An 18,921-nucleotide genomic window follows, 5' to 3' on the forward strand; every position below is an offset into this window, starting at 1 on the left:
AGTAAAGAATGTCTGCAAACAAACTCGCCAGCAGCGCGCAGGGCCTGCAATCCTCTGCCATCCGTGAATTATTAAAACATAGCAAAATGGCAGGCGTGATTTCGCTGGGGGGCGGTATTCCAAACCCGGATCTGTTCGATCATGAAGGTTTAAAAATTGCCGCTGATGCCGTGCTGTCTCAGCATTTTGGCGAAGCGTTCCAGTACGGCCTGACGGAAGGCGTCCCGGGGCTGCGCGAAGAGATCCAACGCATCTGTGAAGGTCGCGGCATCGCCTGTAAAGCCGATGACGTGGTCATTACATCCGGCTCTCAACAGTCGCTTGACGTGCTGGCGCGTGCGTTAATTAACCCGGGCGATACGGTCGTCGTTGAGCGTCCGACCTACCTCGCTGCGTTGCAGGTCTTTGGCCTGGCACAGGCGAATTTTGAATCCGTCGGCACCGACGGCGACGGCATGAAAGTAGATGAACTTGAAGCGCTGGTGGCAACCAAAACCATCAAAGCGGTTTATATCGTGCCAACCTTTGGTAACCCGGGCGGCGTGACGCTCTCCGAGGCGCGTCGTAAACAGCTGGTGGAATTATCGAAGCGCTATGACTTCGTGATTATCGAAGACGATCCGTACAGCGAAATCAACTATACCGAGGAAGCGTTCCGCCCGCTGATTGCTCATGCCAAAGATATCGGCAATGAGGATAACGTGGTGTACACCTCCACCTTCTCTAAAATCCTCGCGCCGGGCACCCGCGTGGGCTGGGTGCTGGTACCGGAGTGGCTGAAGCGTGCGGTGGTGAACCTCAAGCAAACCACCGATCTGCACACCAGCACGCTGTCGCAGCTGATGACGTACGAATATCTGAAAACCGGTCGTCTGGCGAATCAGATTAAAATGATCCGCGAAGCCTATCGCCAGAAATACCAGACCTTTGCCAGTGAACTGGAAGCGGAGCTGGGCGATGTGATGTCGTTCCACAAGCCAAAGGGCGGCATGTTCCTGTGGGCGAAAATGAATAATGGCATCAATACGACGAAATGGCTGGAAAAAACGTTGAGCAACGGCGTCGTGTTTGTGCCGGGTGAGTTCTTCTACTGCAACGAGCCGGACCACACCACGCTGCGCATGTCTTTCGTTACCCCAACGGATGAGCAGCTTAAAGAAGCGGTTCGACGTCTGAAAATTTCCCTGTAAGCGGATGCGCATAATGGCAGATGCCGTTATGCGCTGTTCCCGTGTAGGGTAAGGTTATTGCATGGCGTGGGCGAGGGTGCGGTCAAATGCATCGTCGTCTGGCGCCTGTGTGACTTCATGGATCCGACAAATTTTCCCCTCGCGCAGCGTGGCAAACATATACACCTCTAATTCTGCCTGGCGACCATCCGGATATGTCACGGCCACTCTGTGCCGGTCTGCCACACATTCGTTATGGCAACATAACGCTTCCACGGTAAACGTAATCTCGCGGATCTGCGCACGCACATGGTTCAGGTGTTTCATAAATCCCTGATAATCAAGCATGTGACCGTCCGTAACCTGCTGGTAATCGGGCGTAAACACCTCTGCCGGATCTACATTGCCATTGAATAAGCGGGTTAACAGACAGGCCATTTGCTCGCGCTGCGCGGTGTTGTCGGGCTGGTTTATCAGGGATGTAATGATGGTCATGTTAGCTCCTCGTGATGTTGAGCCGCTATTATCCTTGACAGCATAAGGCGTAGTTTCTGTAATAAGTCGAAGAATAACGATTTTCGGTCAAATTCATGCTGACAACTGAGAGGCTTGTTCATCCCGGCGGCTATCACACCCCGTGGCACAGCCATCATGCCGGCCAGCTCTGGCGCATTGCTGCGGGGCTGCTGGTGATTGAGACGCCGCTGGGGCGTTCGGTGGTACCCGCAAAACATATCTGCTGGATCCCGCCTGGTCAGCAGCACGCTGCCTTTTCGGAAAGTGCGATTGAAGGTTGCGCTGTCTATCTTGACCCTGCCCATTGTGAAGGGCTTCCGGAAGAGGCCACGCTTTTCGAGTCGGACGATTTTACCGATGCACTGTTTTCCCGTTTAAGCGTTGCCGGGAGTGAATACGATCCCCGAAAGCTCATCCTGCTGCTGGAGGAGTTGGCTCTGGCGTCTCAGGTCCGCTTTTATCTGCCCGTACCGACCGATCCCCGGCTGAAAAATGTGGTCAGGAAACTGCTGCAATCCGTCGATGATAATCAGACGGTGGAAAGCCATGCCAGCCGTGCCGGGATGAGCGTACGTACATTCAACCGGCGGTTTAGCGCGGAGACGGGGATGAACTTCGTCAACTGGCGCCAGCTGGCGCGCGTCATGCAGGCGATGGAGTGGCTGGCGGCGGGGAAGCCGGTGGGGTGGATTGCGCTCTCGTGCGGATACAGCAGCGTCAGCGCATTTATTGAAGTTTTCAGAACGTGGACCGGTAAAACGCCGGGGCAGTGGACGATTAAAGAAGGCCCTTTTGCGCAAAGGTAATGCGCGTGGCCTCGTTGAGATCCAGCTCTCTTAACGATTCCGGATAAACCCAGGCGATCTCCTGAAACTCGTCGTTAAACGTAACATCCCGATTGGCGCTGATGCAGTCGAAGATCAGATAAATCATATAAATTTCCTCGGTGGTACCCTCGGCGTAAGTTTTGACCCTGATGTCATCGCGAAAAGCCCAGGGCTTGACGTCGATAATGTCCAGCGCGTCGCCCAGCTCCTCACGGACTTCACGGCGCAGCGCCTGTTCCATGGTTTCGCCTGGTTCCATTCCACCACCGCAGAGTGCCCACTGACCGGGGAATACACCGCGATCGTCGGCCATTTTACATAGCAGGTAGGCTCCGTCATTCTGGATGATGGGGCAGACAATGGTTCGTTGGCGCATGATTTCTTCCTGAAAAATGAATTTGGGTTACTATAGCAGATTGGTGATGGAGATCATGTTAGGTGTGTTGGATCCTCATCACTCGGAACAGCGGTGTAGGCCGGGTAAGGCGAAGCCGCCACCCGGCGTTTGACTACCGCTCCCTCAGCGCCTCCTTCGCCCGGTTAAACGGCTTAATCAGATAATCCAGCACCGTTTTCTCCCCGGTCTTAATATCCACCGTCGCAATCATCCCCGGCACAATCGAAAAGTGCCTGCCCGCCTTGTTCACCAGATAATCCTGGCTGGTGCGAATGAATACACGGTAGTAGAACACCTCCGGCTTCGCTTCGTCCTGAATGGTGTCCGGCGAAATGGTCTCCACCACTCCGTGCAGCCCGCCGTAAATCGCGTAATCGTAGGCGGTGATTTTCACCAGCGCCTCCTGATTAGGATGGATAAAGGCGATATCCCGGGGCGAGAGGCGGGTTTCAATCAGCAGGTGATCGTCCACCGGCACAATCTCCATTAACTCGCCGTTGGGCGGTATGACGCCGCCGATGGTGGTCACCTTGATGTTTTTCACGATCCCGCGCACCGGCGACTTCACCGTCAGGCGGGTAACGGAATCCTCGCGGCCTTTCAGGATCGCTGACACCATATCCACCTCGGCGTTGGCCTTAGACAGCGCTTCACGGGCCTGCACGTAATACTGGGAACGCACGTCGGTGAGCTTCAGCTCCAGGTCGCTTTTCTGCCGTTGCAGGCGCAGCACTTCCACGTGGCTGGCGGCACCGGTTTTCACCAGCCGTTGAGTGATCGCCAGTTCTTTATTGGCGAGCGCTAACGCGGAGCGAAGTTCACGCTGCGTATCCTCCAGCTGGGCGCGGCGAGAGTTGTAAAGCCGCGTTTCTGCGGCGGTCAGGTCGGTCCATTTCGCCAGGGAAGGCGGGAATTTCAGCGGGAGATCGTTCACCTCGGCGTACAGGCGCACGCTGGAGGCCAGCGACGCGCGGTAACGCGCCGCGCTTTCGCCGACGTTAGATTCCGAGCGGGTAGGATCCAGCCGCGCCAGCACCTGTCCGGCCTGCACCTGATCCCCTTCGTGTACGTTCAGCTCGGTGAGGATCCCCCCATCCAGCGACTGCAATACCTGCTCGCGTGAACTGGGGATCACTTTTCCGGTGCCGGTTGAGACTTCATCCAGCACCCCGAACCACGCCCAGACGCCGAGCACCACAAACATCAGCAGGGAGAAGAAAACGATGCGCCGGGCACCGGTATAACCGCTTTCGGAGTCGAGCGCGTTATCCAGATCTTCTACTGCGGCAACGTCACGCTGATTGATTTTCATTATTCCACTCCCGTCCGGTTGCCTGCTGCTGTTGCTGCATACGGCTGTTGTTCAGCGCCTGCGCTTTTGGCGCGTCCATCACCAGCATGCCATCTTTGAGTACCACCACGCGCTCCACCAGCTCCAGTACCGGCACGCGGTGGGTCGCGACAACCAGCGTGCGGTTGCCGAGCCACGCCCCGAGACGTTGAATAAATTCCCGCTCGGTATGTTCATCAAGGGAGGCGGTCGGTTCATCCATCAGCACGATATTCGGGTCGCGCAGCAGCATCCGCGCCAGCAGAATAGACTGCCGCTGCCCGCCGGACAGCCCGACGCCATTTTCCATAATCGGGTAATCCAGCCCCTTTGGCAGCTTCTGCACAAAGCTGGCCGCGCCGCACATCTCCAGCACCTCGAAGATCTCTTCATCGGTGGCGCGCGGCATGCCGAGCGTGATGTTCTCGCGCAGGGTGCCGTAAAACAGCCGGGCGTTTTGGGTCATAAAGCCGACGTTTCTCCGCACGTCAGCCACGTCCAGATGCGGCAGGCTGAGGTTGTCGAGCCGCAGTTCACCGCCCGCCAGATCCATCCCGCCCGCCATCGCCTGCAACAGGGTTGATTTGCCCGCGCCGTTGCGCCCGAGGATCGCCACTTTTTCGCCCGCTTTGATCTCCAGGCGGTTAATGCGCAGCGCCATGCGGGGATCTTCCGGGTGATAGCGGAACTGCGCCTGCTCGAAAAGATAGTGGCCGCGCAGCACGTCCTGGCGGATCGGCGTCTCTTCGCGCTGGTTCTCGGTCGGCAACTGCATAATGCTGTCCAGTCCCTCTTTGGCCGCCTTCACCTGCTGCCAGCGGGCCAGCACGCCGCACAGCGTCGCCATCGGGGCGATCATCCGTGAGGCGAGCATCGAGGCGGCCACCACCGAACCGGTGGTTAAGGTGCCGTCGATCACCATCGGCGCGCCCACCACGATCACCCCGGCATAGACCAGGCTCTGAATGGTCATCCCCCAGCTGATCAGGTTCTGCGTCAGTTCGCGGGTGCGCAGGCCGGATTCGGCGGTGATCTGGATATAGCTGTTCCACTGCTGCAAAAAGCGGTTCTCCGCCTGCATCAGCTTGATGTCCTCCAGCCCCTGCACGCTCTCCACCAGCACCGCGTTGCGCAGGGTAGATTCATGCGCCGACTGCTTCGCCAGCTCCGCCAGCTTCTTTTGCAGCAGCAGGCCAGGCAGGACCATAATCACCGCCGCCACCGGGGCGATCCACGCCAGCTGCGGGGCGATGATCGCCAGCACAATCACAAACAGGATAAAGAACGGCAGATCGACGATGGTGGAAATGGTGGAGGAGGTGACCATCTCGCGGATCTGCTCCAGCTCGCGCAGCTGGGAGATAAAGCTGCCGGTGGAGCGCGGAATGGCGCTGTGGCGTAGCCGCAGCGCGTGGCCGAAGACCCGATCCGAGACGCGCATATCCGAGCGTTTGCCCAGCAGATCCATAATGTGCCCGCGCGCCACGCGCAGCACAAAACCAAACAGCGTGGCGATCAGTACCCCAATGGTCAGTACGTAGAGCGTCGGGTAGGACTGGGCGGGGATCACCCGGTCATACACCTGCATGGAAAAGACAATGCCGGAGAGGGAGAGCACGTTGATAAACAGCGCCGCCAGCATCACCCAGCTGTAAGGGCGAAGGTCGCGCATCACCAGCCGGTAGAGCCAGTCCGGGCGGTATTTTGAGATATAGGCGTCCACGCGGCTGTCCTTCAGCGCCGCCAGCGGACGCAGGGCGATGACGTGGCGGATGGCAGGCAGCATCGCGCTCATCGACAGGCGGTTGGTGTGCGTGCTGTCGTCGAAAAAGCTGACCTCAAGCGTATCCTCGCCGTCGAAATTGTCGATCACGCCGATTTTACCGTCGTTCAGCTCTACCACCACCGGCAGACGCCAGCTGTTGATGGCGTGCTGATCGGCCGTCAGCAGCTGGAACGTCAGCCCGGCTTCACGGGCGAGCTGCGTCAGCGCGGGCACCATCGGTTTGCCTTTCAGCCACGGCGCGCCCGCGATCAGCGAGCCTGGCGAGCAGGCAACGCGATAGCGCGTCGCCACATAGCCAAACGCCTGCGCCCACTGCTCCAGCGCCTCATCCGTCATGTTTTCACCTTGCGGAATATCGCGTTGCTTCATGGCTGGATCTCCACGGTCTGGATGGTGCGGTTTTCAAGATCGAACGCCTGACGTATGCGCCCGGTTTGGTAGAGACAGTTCAGCTGAAGCTGGCGGAGCTGTCCGGCGGTTTGCTGCTGGGTAAAGCGCGCCTGATACACCTCCTGCTCGGCGTTGAGCACGTCGAGCAGCGGGCGGGAACCAAGATCGAGATACTGCTGCTGATACAGCTCGCGGGTACGGGCGCTGAGTGCTTCCTGGCGGCCCTGGATCTGAAGCGTGCTCATCAGGCTCATCACCTGGCTGCGCGCTTCCAGCAGTTTTTGCCGCACCTCAAGACGGGTGCGCTGAATGGTGGACTGGGCCGATTCCACCGCGTGTCCGGCGGCGTTACGCCGGGCGGTGAGGCCGCCGCCCTGATAGAGCGGCATCTGCACTTTTACCCACGCGGAGTACTGGGTGCGGTCCCGCGTTTCGTTGCCTGAGTAGCGGTCGTTAAGATAGTGGCGGACTTCCGGCTCCAGCGAGACGGTAGGGGTCATCTGCGCGTTGGCATAGTCGAGATTGGCCTGCGCGACGTTGGCCTGCGCCCAGGCCGCTAAAACCGAGGGTACCAGGCGATCGTCCGGCTCGGCAATATCGCAGCTGCGGGCCAGACTTTGCGGAAATTCATTGCTGACCGCGTTCAGGCCGTCCCAGCCCAGCATGCTCATCAGCGTGGCGCGTGAGCTGTCGAGGCTGGCCTGATACTGCATCAGCTGCGCTCGCGCGCCTTCGATACGGGCATCGGTCTGCACCACGTCAGAGAGCGACGTGGCGCCTTCGTCATTACGCAGCTTCGTCAGTGTGCCGATGGAGGTCAGGGCGTCCAGCTGTTCTTTAGCGGTCTCGACCATCTGCTGCCAGGTCTGCACCTGCACCATAGCGATGGCGGTATCGTGGGCGATAGTGTCGATGCTCACCAGTACGTTGGCCTGCTGCTGGGCGACGCCCGCGTTTTCGGCGCGCACCTGGCTTGCGACTTTGCCGAAGTCGTAAAGCATTTGCGAAAGAGAAAGCACCAGCGAGGGGGTAAAGCCATTATCGTCGCCGTCGTGGCTATAGCCGTTATCCATGCCGGCGTTAATTTGCGGATAATATTTCGATTTGGCGACGTCCACATTTTCGCTCTGCTGATAAAGTTTGCCGACGGCTTCACTGATGGCCGGATGCCAGGTCACGGCGCGGTTTACGGCTTCATCCAGCTGTAGCGTGCCGGGGGCGGCTTTGCTGGCTACGGGCGCCACGCGGCCATTTAAAGAGGGGAGTTCCTGCGTTTCGCTTAATTGTCCGGTATTAATCATCGCCGCAGGGTTTGCCGCGATAGCGGGCACAGATATCAGGCAGCACGAGAGCCACCAGTAAGGCATCTTCTTTCCCATGTCTTGTCCCTAATAAAAAAGTACTGCTTTTTTGTTTATGCCCGGGCGCTGTGCGCGCCCGGGTCATTTCTTGCAGGTGCTATCAGGTAATGATGTGTTGCTGGTTTACAAGCTCGTCGTAGGTGGTCTGAACGTTGTCCAGCGTAACGAGCGTAGATTTAGTGTAGGCGGCTCCCGTGCCGTCACGGTCGATGGAGATCACAGTATTGTTACCGCTTTGTGAAACAGAGACATAGTTCCCCAGCGTCGACGCACTACCGTTCCAGCCCACCAGCAGATCGCCAATGTCGATCTTGTCTCCCTGCGACAGGGAGAAGTTCGTCCAGTGGTCACCCGTGCTGTTACCTGCGGTGGCGTTACCCGCCGTAGTGTTCAACACCTGATAAATCAGCGTGTCGCCGTAGGCCGTGCCGCTAATCACATCGTTATGTTCCGAACTGACAAATTTCGGTGCCATATTGATGGTCAGCGAGGCGGTATCCCGGGTGCCGTTGGCGTCGGTCAGGGTGTAGTTAAAGACCTCCTTGCTGGTGATGGTAGAGAACGATATCCCCGGGTTGAGTGTGTAGGTGTAACTGCCGTCTGCGGCAATCGCCAGCGTGCCGTAGTGACCCGTGATGTTTACCTGCGTGCTGCCGGTGTAAGGATCCAGCGTGGTGGTTACGCCGTCGTAGCCGGTAATGCTGAGACGGGTATCGACCGAGTGCAGCTGGTCCATCGCGCCCGCGGAGCCGGTGCCGTCGAAGATATTGCCGTCAACGGTGTGGGTGCCCGTGGCGTCAAACTGCGACAGGGAGTAGCTGGTCCCGGTGACGCTTGGGGTAACGGTGATATTTCCCACCCCCAGCGGTCCCATTCTGCCGGTATAGTTCAGCGTATAGGTTCCCGCTTCCAGATCGAGGCCCGTCAGGTTGATCGTCGCCCTGCCGCCCAGCAGCAGCCCGCCGTTAAATGAGCCGGATCTGAGGGTGGTGGTGCCGTTGGTCAGCGTCCAGTCGACCGTTAACCCGGTAAGGGTCAGCAGCGAGGCGACGTTAAACGACAGAACCACGTTATGCAGTGCAGTATTAGGATCCACCACGAAGGTCCCGCTCCCGCTGCCCTGGGTTGAGGCAAGCAACGCGGCGTTCCAGCTCGCCGACCCGACGGTGGTATCCGAGTATGCGGCGGTGCGGTGCACCGAGTTCACGTCCATCGCCGTGCTGACATCGTTCACCGCATCCATTGGCTGCGCGGTCGGGGTGATGTTCAGCGATGCCGTGTCTTTCGAGCCGTTCGGCGCGGTGATGGTGTAGACGAAGGTATCTGGGGTGCTGATGCTGTCAGCGCCGACTCCGCTGTCCAGGGTGTAAGTGTACTCCCCGGCTGCGTTGATCCGCAGCGTACCGTACTCGCCGGTGATCTCCGTCAGGCCGCTGCTGTTCACCGCCACGCCGTTAACGTCGGAGACCACGGTACCTGCTGGCGCAATATCATCCGCCAGCACATCCCCGGTCGTGCTCTCGCTCACGCTTGCCACGCTGTAGACATGATCCTGCAAGACGTTCAGCGTGTAGGCCGTCAGCGCGGTGATCCCCGCCGCCGTATTGAGCAGGAACAGGTACTCGCCAGCGGGCAGGTTCAACGTCAGCTGCGGGGAAGTGCCGCCCAGCAGCGGCGCGCGCAGCCAGCCGGGTTCAACGCGCATCTGCTCGAAGGTCTGCGTCGCATTGTTGAACTTATAGATGTAGAGGTCGAACACCGAGGCCAGCGCGACGCCGCCCACGGACGCCTGAACGGTCATGGTGCGGGTGGTGCCTTCTTCCACGTTATAGATGATCGGGTTGGCCAGATCGTCCAGCAGGTTCAGCCCCAGGGTATTGCCAAGGTTGATCCCCACCAGGGTAAAGCCGCCCTGCGACGAGGTGCCGTTGTTGATCGCCTCCACGGTGGTGTCGAAGGTCAGCGAGGCGGTATCGTCCACGGCCACGATCCCGCTGCTGGTAGTGCCTTCGCCCAGCGACAGAACCAGATTTGCCGAGGCGCTGGTGCCGTTATGGGTGATGGTGTAGGTAAAGTTCTCCGTGCGGCCAATGACGGCGGCGCTGGTGTTGGTCAGGTTATAGGTATAGCTGCCGTCCAGGTTGATGGTCAGCGTGCCGTATTGCCCCTGAATCACCGTGCCGTCAGCCGTAACGCTGGTGGTGGTGCCCTGGGCGTTGGTGACCGTAGTGACGGTGGTGCCCGCCGGGGCGTTGTCGCTGCCTGCGGTTGGATCCACGTCAGTGATGACGTTCCCGACAACGCTGGTCTCGCCGGACACGGTGCCTGCGCTGGTCTCTTTCACCGCCACATCGAGGCTGGTGTAAGAGCCGGTTGCCAGCAGGTTAGTGTTGTAGCTCAGGACGCGATACTGACCATTCGCCAGCCCGGTCAGGTTCAGCGACACCCCCGTCGCGCCGAGGGTCAACAGGTCAGCGAACTGCGGCTGCCCGGTATCGACCACGGTAGTCCAGGTATTATTGGCGGCGTCGAAGCGCTGTACCACCAGCTCAAGGGTATTGAGCAGGGAAAGAACGGCACCCGTGGCGTTGGCGTTCACTGCAATATCCGCACTGCCGCCGTTGCCGACGGTGAAACCTACCTGCGCGGTGTCGTTGCCGAGCAGCGTCAGCACGTTACCTAAGGCGCCTACCAGCAGGAAACCATAGTCGCTGTACTGCGAATTGGTCACCGTGGCGGTGGTCGTGAGCGCCAGTTCTTCAGCGTTGGTGCTGGCAGAGAGCGGCACCACCGGCGCAAGGGCTGAGCCGGGCAGCGAAACGTTGCCTGCCGCATCGGTGGCGGTGATTTGCAGCGTCTGACCTTCCGTCTGTTTATTGAGGAAGGTGTAGCTCCAGGAACCGTTGCTGTCCGCCGTGGCGGTGACCGTTGAATTATCCGCCAGGCGGATGGTGACGGTGCTGCCCGCTTCAGCGCTACCGGTCAATACGCTGCCGTCTGCGTTGAAGGTCCCGGTTGGAGCCGTTGGCGCAGTGAGATCGACAATGACGGTGGTCGACGTGGAAATCGGGCTGGTGCCCGAGCCGTTGCTCGCCGTGGCGGTGAAGGCATGCGGGCCTTCACTCAGCACCGGCGTGGTGAAGCTCCAGTTGCCGCTGGCATTCGCGGTGACCGTGCCCATCAGCACCCCGTTGTTATAGAGGGTGATGGTCGTGTTCGGCTGTGCCGTGCCGCTCAGGGTTGGCGTGGTGTCATCGGTGGTATTCCCGTTGGTCAGGTTGCCCGTCACCGTGCCAACGTTATCGTCAATATTAGCGATAACAGGCGCGTTCGGGATTGTGGTGATCGGGGCAATCACGGAGGTGGTGATACCCGCGTTACCGGCCTTATCGGTAGCAAAGACGATCAGGGATTCACCGGCGGTCTGTGCAGGGGTGATGGTGGCGCTGAAGCTTCCGCTACCGTCCGCGACGGCCGTTCCAAGCACGGTTCCGGTGCTGCTGGTGATGGTGACGGTGCTTCCCGCTTCTGCTGTACCGGTGACCTGCGTCCCGTTGGTGATCACCGCCAGCCCGGTTGGGGCTGGTGGCGGCGTCAGGTCAACGTTAATCGTGATAATCGGTGAAGCCACGCTGGTATTGCCCGCGGCATCGGTGGCGGTTGCGGTGAAGTTATGCGCGCCTTCCGTCAGCGTGGTGCTGGTTTGCGGCAGCGTCCAGTTGCCGTTGGCATCGGCAGTGACGGTCCCCACCAGCGTCGTGCCGTCGTAAATACGTACGGTGGCATTGGCTTCTGCCGTACCGTTTAAGGTCGGACGGGTGTCGTTGGTTGGGTTGGTGCCGGAGACAGGTCCGGTGACGGTCCCCACATCATCCTCAATCGAGGTGATTGCCGGTACGACAGGGGCGGTGGCATCCACATTAATGGTGTAACCGCCGGTCTGCGCGCTGGCGTTGCCCACCGCGTCGGTGGCGGAGAAGGTCAGATTATGCGGCCCGTCAGCCAGCGGGGTGGAAGGCGTAAAGCTCCACGCGCCGCCGGTGGCGACTGCGGTGCCAATCTGTACCCCATTATCAAAGATGGTGACCGTTGCGCCGGCTTCTGCCGTACCGGTGATCGTTGGCCGCGCGTCGTTGGTTAACCCGCCGTTGGCGACAGGCGCAGCGGCGTTACCGACATCATCGGTGATGCTGGTCAGCACCGGCAGCGCTGGCGGCGTGGTGTCAATGGTCAGGCTGAAGTCGGCGGACGACGTGCTGGTGTTACCCGCCTGATCCGTTGCTTCTGCGGTAAAGGTGTGTGACCCACTGTCCAGCGGCACGGTGATATCGACGGTCCAGTTGCCATCGGCATCGGCAGTACCGGTGCCCACCAGCGTGGTGCCCTCATAAATATTCACGGTGGCCAGCGGCTCGCTGGTCCCCACCAGACGCGGGAGAGGATCGTTGGTGGTCTGGCCGGAACCTATTGCCCCGGTGATGGTGCCAACGTCGTCAATCGCCTGGGTGATAACCGGCGCGACAGGCGCAGCCGTATCTACCACCAGCGTAAAGCCTGGTGAGGCAGGGCTGACGTTGCCCGCGGCATCGGTTACCGTGGCGGTCCAGGTGTGGCTGCCGTTTGCCAGCGTACCGGTGGTAAAGCTCCATACGCCGTTTGCGTCCGCCACGGCGGTACCCACTTCACGGCCACTTTCATAAATGGTGATGGTCGCGTTGGCCGCCGCGGTGCCGTTCAGTGTTGGCGTGGTGTCGTCTGTGCTTTGTCCCGAGGCGACCGGGCCCAGCACGGTACCAGCATCGTCAGTGGCCGGGGTAAAGACCGGTGCCTCGGGCACCGAGGTATCCACCGTCAGGTTGAACGGTGGTGAGGTGACCCCGGTATTGCCTGCGGCATCGGTGGCGTTGAAGGTAATAACGTGCGGCCCTTCGCCCAGTTCAGTGGTCGGCGTGAAGGTCCAGTTACCCTGGGCGTTGACGACCGCCGTGCCGATTTCCACATCATCGACAATAACGTGTACCGTTGCGCCCACTTCCCCCGTACCGTTGAAGGTTGGACGTGTGTCATTCGTGGAGCCGTCGCTGGCGAGGGTTCCCGTTCCCGGGCTGACATCGTCTATTACCGTGGTAACCACCGGGGCCGCAGGCCCGGCGGTATCCACCGTAAAGGCGAACACTGGCGAGTTGGCGGAGACGTTTCCGACATCATCGCTGGCGTTAACGCGCAGGTTATACGTCCCGTCCGTCAGTACCGGATCCGGCGTAAAGGTCCAGTTGCCGCTGCCGTCGACCGTGGTGGTGCCAATCTCCACGCCGTTATTCAGCACGTGAATGATGGTACCCGCCTGGCCGGTGCCGCTGAGGGTTGGCGTGGTGTCATTGGTCACCTGTCCGGCGGTAAGCGGGCCGGTTGCGCCTCCCGGGGCGTTGTCGCTGACCGTAACGATCGTCGGCACCTGTGGCGCAGTCAGATCGATTTCGACGCTCCAGGCGTTTGACGGCTGGCTGACGTTGCCCTGCGGATCCGTCGCTCTGACGGTAAAGTCATGCGTCCCTTCGCCGAGGGCGGTTTCAGGGGTAAATGTCCAGGCGCCGGTGCCGTCTGCTGCCACCGTACCAATTTGCGTAGCGCCATCAAAAATGGCGACGACGCTGTTCGGCTCGGCGCTACCGGTCAGGGTTGGCGTAGTGTCGTTGGTTGGATCGCCGCTTGGGACAGGCGTTGCCGCATTGCCTGCGTTATCCGTCACGCTGGTAATCACCGGCGTGGTAGAGACGGTGTCGACAACGATGGTGATCCCGGCCGACGGGGCGCTCTCATTGCCTGCCGGGTCGGTGGCGGTCACGGTCAGGGTGTGGCTGCCGTCGTCCAGCGCAGGCGGCGTGTAGCTCCAGGTGCCGGTCGGACCGACAACAACGGTGCCCAGCGGGTCGCCGTCATCGTACACCGTAATGGTGTCCCCGGCCGTGCCTGTTCCGGTCAGAGTAGGACGGTTGTCGTTGGTGCTCTGCCCGTCAGCGATTGGGCCGGTGACCGGGCCTACGTCATCGGTCACCGCACCGATGGCTGGTGCGGTCGGATCGGTGAGGTCGACGGTGACGGTCGCGATCGGCGACTGCCCGCTGGTCGCGCCGGTGGTGGTGTTTGTGGCGGTGACGGCGAAGGTGTGTGGGCCTTCCGCGAGCGGCAGCAGCGGCGTGTAGCTCCAGTTGCCGTCTGTATCCGCAACAATTTCGGTCAGCGGAACCAGCGCCCCATCCAGATAAATGGTGATGACGCTACCCGGATCGGCGGTGCCGGTAAGGGTAGGCGTGGTGTCATTGGTGGTTTTATCTTTCACATCGCCAGTGACGGGATCGGCGTCATCGTTGATTGCCGTAATCACCGGCACCGCTGGCAGAATAAGCGGGGAGTCCGGTACGTCAAAGGTGGTTGTCGGGCTTGCATTACCTGCGGCGTCCGTGGCGAACAGCGTCAGCGTCGCGGGATCCAGTTGGGCCGGGGAGAGGGCGATGGAGAAGATGCCTCCCGTCGCGACCCCGGTTCCGATGATATTGCCGCCGGCGTCACGCACCGTCACCGTGGTTCCGTCATCTGCCGTACCGGTCAGCGGCGTGCCCTCTGCGGCAATGGTGATATTGGTTGGCGTTGCAGGAAGCAGCGTATCCACCGTCACGCTGAGATCGCCGGAGCTGGCGGAGGTACTCCCCGCCGCGTCACTTGCGGCAACCGAGAAGGTATGCGGCCCTTCCGCAAGCGCGGGGTCGGCTGTCCAGGACCATGTCCCGTTCGGCTGAACCACCACGACCACCGGAGACGGCGTGCCATCTACAGAAACGGTTACGCTCGAACCCGGCTCGCCAATCCCGGTGAGGGTTGGGGTACCGTCGCGGGTGTAAAGCACGCTGTTGGTCAGTTGGCTGTCAGAGACGGCGTCAATTTGCGGCACGGTCGGTGCCTGCGTATCGACCGTCACGCTAAAGACCGGGCTGACCGGGCTCAGGTTACCCGCGTCGTCCACCGCGGCGACGGTGATATTCAGCGGACCATCGGTTTGTGTTGGCAGGGTGTATGACCACTCGCCATTGGCGATTTCAACGCGATCCACTTCCACGCCGTTGTTGTAGATAATCACCGTTTCGCCGGTCGTGCCGCCTCCGCCAATGACAGGTGTGTTATCGTTGGTTGAGCCTCCATTCTGAGCGCCGCCAATGGAACCGATGAGCGGGGTATCCGGGGCGAGGGTGTCGACCGTTATCGTGATACCGGTTGATGGCAGAGATTCATTGCCGGCTTCATCGGTGGCGGTCGCCGTGTATTGGTGCGTCCCTTCGCCAATGTTGCTCTCAGGACGCCAGCTCCAGTTACCGCTACCGTCCACCGTGACGCTGCCCACGGCCTGCGGCTCGCCTGTACCCACCTGGTCATAGATGGTAATGACGTCATTCGGCGTACCGGTGCCGCTCAGTACCGGGCGCGGATCGTTGGTGGTTCCGCCGTTGTCCACTGGCCCGGTGATCTGGCTTACGCTGTCTGTAACTGTCGGGATCCCCGGCTGGCCCGGCGCGTCGGTATCAATGGTAATGGTCACTGGCGTGGACGGTGCGCTTTCGTTCCCGGCGCTGTCCTGATTGGTCACCGTCAGGGAGAGATCGTAGGTGCCGTCAGGGAGCGGATCTTCCGGTGTCCAGCTCCAGTTACCGTCGCCATCGATCTCGGCTTCACCTATTTTGGTTGCGCCATCGTAAATGCTTACGGTATCTCCCGGCGTGCCCGAGCCGCTCAGGGTTGGTGTGGTATCGCGGGTGGTCTCCCCAGGATTCAGAGCCGTCCCCGGTGTGGCGCCGTCCGGGTTCACGGTGATCTCAGGAATATCCGGCGTTGCAGGCGCGGTCGTGTCGATCGCCAGCTCAAACGGTGGCGAGATGGTGGTATTACCCGCCTCATCCGTCGCGTGGACCGTCAGCGAATGCGGGCCGTCCGTCAGCGGCGTGGTTGGCGTAAAGCTCCAGCCGCCGCTGCCGTCAAGCACGGCCGTGCCGAGCAGGGTGGTCCCGTCATAGATAGTGATGGTGGTGCCTTCCGGTGCGGTTCCCTGCAGCTGCGGCAGCGTGTCATCGGTAGTATCCCCGCTGTTAAGCGGAACCTGCACAGTGCCGATGTTATCGGAGACGGTGTCAAGGGTGGCTGCCGGTGGCGGAGTGGTATCGACGGTAAAGGTAAAGCCGGGTGATGATGCGCTGGTGTTGCCGGCCGCATCGCTCGCGACGACGGTGAACGTATGCTGCCCGTTCCCTAATGCGGTAGTGGGCGTGAAGGTCCATGCGCCACCGTTGTTCACAATGGCAGTACCAATATCCTGTCCGTCCAGGCGGATCGTCACGGTGGAGCCCGGCTCGCCGGTACCGTTCAGCGTCGGGAGCGTGTCGTTGGTGATTTGGTTGTTGTCGAGCGGCCCCGTGCGGCCCGGTACGTCATCAATGACCTGCGTAATGGCTGGAGCGCCCGGCGCGGCGGTATCCACCGTGATGCTCCAGGTGTTCGATGTCCCGCTGAGGTTATTGTTGGCGTCAACCGCCGTCGCCGTCAGCACGTGCCCGCCGTCGGGAAGATCCGTTTCCAGCGTGATGGACCACTGGCCGTCAGGCCCAACCACCGCGGTGCCGATTTCAGTGGTGCCGCTGTAGAGGGTGATCGTCGTGCCGGGCTCGCCCGTTCCGTTGATGGTCGGGGTTTTGTCGTTGGTGAGACCGTTCTGGCTGACAGGACCGGTGACGTCGAGCGCATCATCCTCCACGCCTGTGATGACCGGGGTTTGTGCCGCGGTGATGTCCGGCGCGTCAAACGGCGCGGTCGGGCCGGTGTTTCCGGCGGTATCGGTGGCATCTGCGGTCAGGGCTTCGCCGTTGGCTTTCGGCGGGATCAGATCAACGCTGAAATTACCCTGATCGTCGGCGACCGCTTCCCCGACCTTAACGCCATTTTCACGAATGGTGACGGTGCTGCCCGGCTCGGCTGTACCGGTTACCGTGGTGCCGTCGGCAGAGATCACCACGTTTTCCGGTGCCAGCGGTGGCGTGCTGTCTGGCGCGTCGGCAAAGCCGGACGGACTGGTGTTGCCGCTACCGTCGGTGGCCGTCACTTCAAGGGCTTCGCCGTTGGTCTGGGCTGGCGAAATCGGGATGGTAAAGGTGCCGTCCGGACCGGCGGTGGCCTGGCCGATGATCGTACCGTCCGGCGCTTTAATAATAATCGTGCTGTTTGGCTCGGCGGTTCCGCTGACGCTTGCCCCGTCTTCCGCCACCACCAGGTTACCCGGTGCGGCAGGCGCGGTGATGTCCGCTGCGTTAACCAGCGCCGGGGAACTCTGGTTGCCTGCGGCATCGGAGGCGACCACGGAGATGATCTCGCCGTTCACTTGTGCAGGGTTCAGGTTGGCGATGTAGTTGCCGTTGCTGTCGGCAGTGGCGGTCCCGATTTGCACCCCGGCGTTGTTGGTGATGACAATTTTACTGCCCGGCTCGGCAGTACCGGTGATTTGCGTGCCTGTCGAATTGAGCGTCGCCTCCGGCATGTCTGGCGGCGTAAGATCGACGGTAAAGCTGATCGGCTGAGACAGGCCGCTCTGGTTGCCTGCCGCATCGGTCGCGGTGGTGGTAATGGCGTGGTTTCCTTCAGACAGGTTGGTCGACGGCGTAAAGCTCCATTTCCCGGTAGCATCGGCCGTGGCGGTGCCGATCGGCTTGCCGTTGTCATAGAAGGTAATAACGGTGCCAGCTTCACTGATGCCGCTGAACGTCGGGCGTGCATCGTCCGTGCGTTGTCCGTTGCTCAGCGGGCCCGCTTCGGTGCCCACGTTATCATTGACGGTGACAATCTCGGGGGCAGCCGGCGCGGTTGAATCCGGTGCCGTGACCTGAACGCCCGGGCTGGTATTGCCGGACGGATCGGTGGCGGTGGCGGTGATCTGCTCCCCGTTGGTGAGCGGCGTACCGAGATCGATAGTAAATTTCCCGTCGCTGCCAGCCTTGCCCGTTCCGATGGTGTTGCCATCGGCATCTTTCAGTGTCACGGTGCTGCCCGGCTCAGCCGTACCGGACACGGTTTTGCCGTCAGGCGAAACCTCCAGATTGGCAGGTGCATCCGGCGCGGTGAGATCCGGTGCTGTGACCTGACCACCCTGGCTGGTATTGCCGGACGGGTCGGTGGCCGTGGCGGTGATCTGCTCCCCGTTGGTGAGCGGCGTACCGAGATCGATAGTAAATTTGCCGTCGCTGCCGACCTTGCCCGTTCCAATGGTGTTGCCATCGGCATCTTTAAGGGTAATCGTGCTGCCCGGTTCAGCCGTACCTGTTACGGTTTTGCCGTCAGGTGAGACCTGAAGATTAGTGGGAGCATTCGGAGGCGTAGTATCAGGTTCGGAAGGATTTCCCGGATTACCGGGATTCGGGTTGTTGTTATCGTCATCTCCGCCACCTCCACCGCCGGTTCCCGCCGCAATAGCAATCCCACCTGCGGCGGCCAGGCCACCCAGCACCCAGGGCCACGCAGCGGCGCCGCCGGCATCACTCCCTGACGCCGCCAGTAATGCATCGGTGGAGGCGATGGATTCATAGGTCGCGGCACCGGTTGGATCTTCAATCCACCACAGCGCTCCGTCACTCTCTTCAAGCACCAGCTGGCTTACGCCCTGCGCATCAGTGACGTAGAAATTCTTGAGAGTAATCACTTCGCCCGAATTGAGGGTAATCACCAGATCGTTTCCGCTGCGGGAGTAATCTGCGATGTTGGCTCGATCCACGTTAAGCTTAACGATTGAGGAGTGATCGAGTGTTATCTGTGTCCCTTCCGTGGTCGTTTCCACGCCAGTTAATTTAGATATAACAGATATTTGGCTCATACAGTTATTACTCCAGCAGAGTGATTGGTTACGGCGTGTCAAACAAAGCCATCGTTTCTGAAGGGATGAACGCGCTCCCGGCGAAAATACTGTTTAATAAACAGGATTTACCGTTACTTTCTTTAGCGCGACCGATGCCCGCCAGGATTAAAAGTGGCAACCTCAGGGCAAAGCTAATTATTTACACAGGAAATAGTTGTTTATTTATATGTTTGCGATTTATAAGCCTTATTATTTGTGCAGGT

The 18,921-nt window shown here is 60.4% G+C and carries 8 protein-coding genes; 2 read left to right on the top strand and 6 right to left on the bottom strand.

The window, feature by feature from the left end:
• Positions 1 to 8: 8 nt before the first annotated feature.
• Entirely contained in the window at positions 9 to 1,190 is a 1,182-nt protein-coding gene (locus ACOTZP_RS04355) for a PLP-dependent aminotransferase family protein (RefSeq protein ID WP_022649114.1), read from the top strand.
• Between the two features lie 54 nt (positions 1,191 to 1,244).
• Here ACOTZP_RS04355 and ACOTZP_RS04360 read toward each other — a convergent pair whose 3' ends face one another.
• Entirely contained in the window at positions 1,245 to 1,664 is a 420-nt protein-coding gene (locus ACOTZP_RS04360; protein ID WP_045622886.1) for a nuclear transport factor 2 family protein, read from the bottom strand.
• A 95-nt stretch (positions 1,665 to 1,759) separates the two neighbouring features.
• Here ACOTZP_RS04360 and ACOTZP_RS04365 point away from each other — a divergent pair, with 95 nt between their 5' ends.
• Positions 1,760 to 2,491: a helix-turn-helix domain-containing protein gene (locus tag ACOTZP_RS04365; RefSeq protein WP_271075449.1), complete on the top strand. Its 732-nt coding sequence runs from the start codon at positions 1,760 to 1,762 to the stop codon at positions 2,489 to 2,491.
• Here ACOTZP_RS04365 and nudI read toward each other — a convergent pair.
• The 5 genes from nudI to ACOTZP_RS04390 all read right to left on the bottom strand — a co-directional run bounded on the left by nudI (position 2,463) and on the right by ACOTZP_RS04390 (position 18,676).
• Positions 2,463 to 2,888: a nucleoside triphosphatase NudI gene (nudI, locus tag ACOTZP_RS04370; RefSeq protein WP_032625899.1), complete on the bottom strand. Its 426-nt coding sequence runs from the start codon at positions 2,886 to 2,888 to the stop codon at positions 2,463 to 2,465. The two genes, ACOTZP_RS04365 and nudI, sit on opposite strands and share 29 nt — an antisense overlap.
• Before the next feature lie 133 nt (positions 2,889 to 3,021).
• The gene (locus ACOTZP_RS04375) at positions 3,022 to 4,221 is read right to left on the bottom strand and encodes an HlyD family efflux transporter periplasmic adaptor subunit (RefSeq protein ID WP_022649110.1); all 1,200 of its coding nucleotides are present in this window, start codon (positions 4,219 to 4,221) and stop codon (positions 3,022 to 3,024) included.
• The gene (locus ACOTZP_RS04380) at positions 4,202 to 6,394 is read right to left on the bottom strand and encodes a type I secretion system permease/ATPase (RefSeq protein ID WP_045308440.1); all 2,193 of its coding nucleotides are present in this window, start codon (positions 6,392 to 6,394) and stop codon (positions 4,202 to 4,204) included. The genes ACOTZP_RS04375 and ACOTZP_RS04380 overlap by 20 nt, the downstream gene beginning before the upstream one ends.
• Entirely contained in the window at positions 6,391 to 7,794 is a 1,404-nt protein-coding gene (locus ACOTZP_RS04385) for a TolC family outer membrane protein (RefSeq protein ID WP_022649108.1), read from the bottom strand. The genes ACOTZP_RS04380 and ACOTZP_RS04385 overlap by 4 nt, the downstream gene beginning before the upstream one ends.
• An 82-nt stretch (positions 7,795 to 7,876) precedes the next feature.
• Positions 7,877 to 18,676 carry a BapA/Bap/LapF family large adhesin gene (locus tag ACOTZP_RS04390; protein WP_271075450.1) on the bottom strand — a complete coding sequence of 3,600 codons (10,800 nt, stop codon included), beginning with the start codon at positions 18,674 to 18,676 and terminating at the stop codon, positions 7,877 to 7,879.
• Positions 18,677 to 18,921 lie beyond the last annotated feature (245 nt).

It is taken from the genome of Enterobacter cloacae complex sp. SYL001, assembly GCF_049237025.1.
Taxonomy (GTDB): Bacteria; Pseudomonadota; Gammaproteobacteria; order Enterobacterales; family Enterobacteriaceae; genus Enterobacter; species Enterobacter intestinihominis.

Bases quoted from the DNA above. Each gene is read 5' to 3' on its own strand.
- ACOTZP_RS04355 (WP_022649114.1), top strand. From the start codon at position 9: ATGTCTGCAAACAAACTCGCCAGCAGCGCGCAGGGCCTGCAATCCTCT.
- ACOTZP_RS04360 (WP_045622886.1), bottom strand. From the start codon at position 1,664: ATGACCATCATTACATCCCTGATAAACCAGCCCGACAACACCGCGCAG.
- ACOTZP_RS04365 (WP_271075449.1), top strand. From the start codon at position 1,760: ATGCTGACAACTGAGAGGCTTGTTCATCCCGGCGGCTATCACACCCCG.
- nudI (WP_032625899.1), bottom strand. From the start codon at position 2,888: ATGCGCCAACGAACCATTGTCTGCCCCATCATCCAGAATGACGGAGCC.
- ACOTZP_RS04375 (WP_022649110.1), bottom strand. From the start codon at position 4,221: ATGAAAATCAATCAGCGTGACGTTGCCGCAGTAGAAGATCTGGATAAC.
- ACOTZP_RS04380 (WP_045308440.1), bottom strand. From the start codon at position 6,394: ATGAAGCAACGCGATATTCCGCAAGGTGAAAACATGACGGATGAGGCG.
- ACOTZP_RS04385 (WP_022649108.1), bottom strand. From the start codon at position 7,794: ATGGGAAAGAAGATGCCTTACTGGTGGCTCTCGTGCTGCCTGATATCT.
- ACOTZP_RS04390 (WP_271075450.1), bottom strand. From the start codon at position 18,676: ATGAGCCAAATATCTGTTATATCTAAATTAACTGGCGTGGAAACGACC.